The organism is Streptomyces sp. NTH33, from assembly GCF_003236365.1.
GTDB lineage: Bacteria > Actinomycetota > Actinomycetes > Streptomycetales > Streptomycetaceae > Streptomyces.
Map to the genome: position 1 here is coordinate 1 of NZ_POTZ01000654.1, position 2941 is coordinate 2941.

The window sequence follows — 2941 nt, forward strand, 5'->3', positions numbered from 1 at the left end:
GAGCGTGCCCCAGCCGCCGCCCACCGCGATGAGCGCGTCGCAGGTGTTCACGAGCACCCCGTTGCGCAGCTCGCCCAGCCCGGTCGCCACCGCGACGCTCAGGTGCGGGTTCCCCGCGGCCCGGTCACGCCCCGGCAGCAGGCCGAGGACCGTACCGTTCGCCGACCGCACGCCCTCCGCGCACGCCTCCATGACCCCGCCCAGGCCCCCGCACACCACGACCGCTCCCCGCTCGGCCAGCAGCACACCCACCTGCCGGGCGAGCTCCGCCTCCCGGGCGGAGGCCTGTCCGGGCCCGGCGACGGCGACGCAGGGACGCATACGCCCATGGAACGACCGGCCTCCGCCCTCGGCAAGGGAGAGCACGGGCGACACCCCCTCACGCATGAATCCGTCGTAGTGACGCGTGAATCCGCAGCAGACTCTTGCCTGTGCGGATGATTCGATCGTACGATCCCCGCAATTCGCCGCTACTGATCGCTAGGACGCCCCATGGACCGCACCCGCCTGCCCCACCTCCTCGCCCGCGAGAGCGCCGAGGCCGAGCGGCGCAACCCCCGCTCCAAGGCCGCCTACGACCGCGCCGACCACCTCTTCGGCCGAGTGCCGATGACCTGGATGAACAAGACCGCCGGCGCCTTCCCCCGCTACCTGGACTCCGCCCGGGGCGCCCGGATCACCGACATCGACGGGCACGAGTACATCGACTTCTGCCTGGGCGACACCGGCGCCATGGCGGGCCACTCGCCCGCGCCCGTGGCCGAGGCGGTGGCACGCCGGTACGCCGAGCTGGGCGGGGCGACGGCGATGCTGCCCACGGAGGACGCCGAATGGGTCGGCGCGGAGCTCACCCGGCGGTTCGGGCTCGCCCGCTGGAGCTTCTCGCTGACCGCGACCGACGCCAACCGCTGGGCGATCCGGCTCGCCCGCGCGGTCACCGGCCGTTCGAAGATCCTGGTGAACAGCTACTGCTACCACGGCAGCGTCGACGAGTCGCTCATCGTCGTCGGCCCCGACGGCCGCGGCACCGCCCGCGAGGGCAACGTCGGAGCGCCCTGCGACGTCACCCTGACCAGCCGGGTCGCCGAGTTCAACGACCTGGACCAGCTGGAGCGCGAACTCGCCCACGGCGACGTGGCCGCCGTCCTCATGGAACCGGCGCTCACCAACATCGGCATCGTGCTGCCCGAGCCCGGCTACCTGGCCGGCGTCCGCGAGCTGACCAGGCAGTACGGCGCGCTGCTCATCAACGACGAGACGCACACCTTCTCCGCGGGGCCCGGCGGCTGCACCGCGGCCTGGGACCTGGAGCCCGACCTGCTGACCATCGGCAAGGCGATCGGCGGCGGCATCCCGGCCGGCGCCTACGGCCTGTCCGCCGACCTCGCCGACCGGCTGCTCGGCCGCGCCGACCTGGACCTGGTGGACATGGGCGGCGTCGGCGGCACCCTGGCGGGCAACGCGCTGTCCACCGCCGCGACGCGGGCCACGCTCGAGCACGTCCTCACCGACGACGCCTTCGCCCGCATGGCCGAGCTGTCCGAGCGCTTCGAGGCCGGCGTCCGGGCCGGCATCGACGCCCACGCCCTGCCCTGGTCGGTCAGCCGCCTCGGCGCCCGCACCGAGTACCGCTTCGCCGCCCCGGCCCCGCGCACCGGCACCGAGTCGGCCGCCGCCGCGGATCCCGAGCTGGAGGACTTCCTCCACCTCTACCTGGCCAACCGGGGCATCCTGCTCACGCCGTTCCACAACATGGCGCTGATGTGCCCCGACACCACCGAGCAGGACGTGGACGCGCACACCGAGGTCTTCGCCGCCGCCCTGTCCGAACTGCACGGCTGACGGCCGCACTACGCTGGGCCGAGCCGGCCGGAGAGGGAGAGCGACACACGTGGACGAGATCGACCGGGCCATCCTGCGCGAGCTGCAGACCGACGGGCGTATCGCGTACGCCGACCTCGGGCCCAGGGTCGGCCTCTCCGCGTCCGCGGCCCGCCAGCGGCTGCAGCGGCTGCTGGACTCCAAGGCCGTCCAGGTGGTCGGCGTGACCGACCCGATGGCCATGGGCGGACAGGCCATGGCACTGCTCGGCATCGGCGTGGACGGCGACCCCCGGGCGGTCGCCGACGAACTGGCCGGACGCGCCGAAGTGATCTACTCGGTGCTGACCTCCGGCGGATTCGACCTGTTCGTCGAGGTCGTCGCCCCCGGCCCGAGGGACCTGCTGGACTTCGTCAACGACGTGGTCCGGCCGATCGAGGGCGTGAGGCAGGTGCAGTCGTTCCCCTACTTCGGCATCCACACCCACCGGTTCCTGTGGGACGTGGGCTGACCGGCCGGGCTCACCGGCCCCCGGGCGGGCGCGGCGTGAGAACGAGCATGGTCACGTCGTCGGTGGCGGTGCCGCAGTGCGCGAGCAGATCGGCCAGCACATGGTCGGCGAGCACCGCCGGGTCGAGGTCGGCGAGCCGGGGCAGCCGGTCGAGCAGCGGATAGAACGCGCCGTGGGAGTCCCTGGCCTCCGTGACACCGTCGGAGGCCAGGAACAGCACGTCACCGGGGCGCAGCGGCACAGTGTGTTCGCCCTGCCGCGGAACCCCGTCGGACAGGCCGAGGCCCAGAGGCGTCCACGGCGCGACCCCGACCTCCTCGGCCTTCCCGTCGCGCAGCAGCACCGGCGGCGGATGGCCGCAGGTCACCACCCGCACCGACCGGGCGTCGCCGGAGAACTCCAGCAGCACCGCGGTCGCGAACAGCTCGGCGTGCCGCACCTCTTCCGAGTCCACCACCAGCCGGCGGTCCAGGGCAGCCGCGACCGCCGGCAGGTCCGGCCGGTCGAGCACCGCCTCCCGGAAGCTGCCCAGCAGTGAGGCGACCGTGGACACCGCCGCCAGGCCGTGCCCCTGCACGTCCCCCATCACCGCCCGCACCCCCTGAGGCC

4 protein-coding genes are annotated in these 2941 nt (G+C 73.7%); 2 read left to right on the plus strand and 2 right to left on the minus strand.

Annotated elements, in window-relative coordinates; genetic code table 11:
* The coding region (locus C1I97_RS34460; protein ID WP_111006919.1) for a TIGR00725 family protein at positions 1-321 on the minus strand (321 nt) is incomplete at its 3' end.
* A gap of 171 nt (positions 322-492) precedes the next feature.
* On the opposite strand from C1I97_RS34460, the gene C1I97_RS34465 reads away from it, so the two are divergent.
* On the plus strand, positions 493-1842 hold the full coding sequence (locus C1I97_RS34465) for a transaminase (protein WP_111006920.1): 1350 nt from the start codon (positions 493-495) through the stop codon (positions 1840-1842).
* Positions 1843-1891: 49 nt separating this feature from the next.
* Positions 1892-2332, plus strand: coding sequence for an Lrp/AsnC family transcriptional regulator (locus C1I97_RS34470; RefSeq protein ID WP_073949923.1), 441 nt, complete (start codon positions 1892-1894; stop codon positions 2330-2332).
* A gap of 10 nt (positions 2333-2342) precedes the next feature.
* Here the strand turns inward: C1I97_RS34470 and C1I97_RS34475 are convergent.
* Positions 2343-2941, minus strand: a 599-nt coding sequence (locus C1I97_RS34475) for a PP2C family protein-serine/threonine phosphatase (protein ID WP_146608393.1), incomplete at its 5' end; no start/stop codon positions are given.

Bases quoted from the DNA above. Each gene is read 5' to 3' on its own strand.
- C1I97_RS34465 (WP_111006920.1), top strand. From the start codon at position 493: ATGGACCGCACCCGCCTGCCCCACCTCCTCGCCCGCGAGAGCGCCGAG.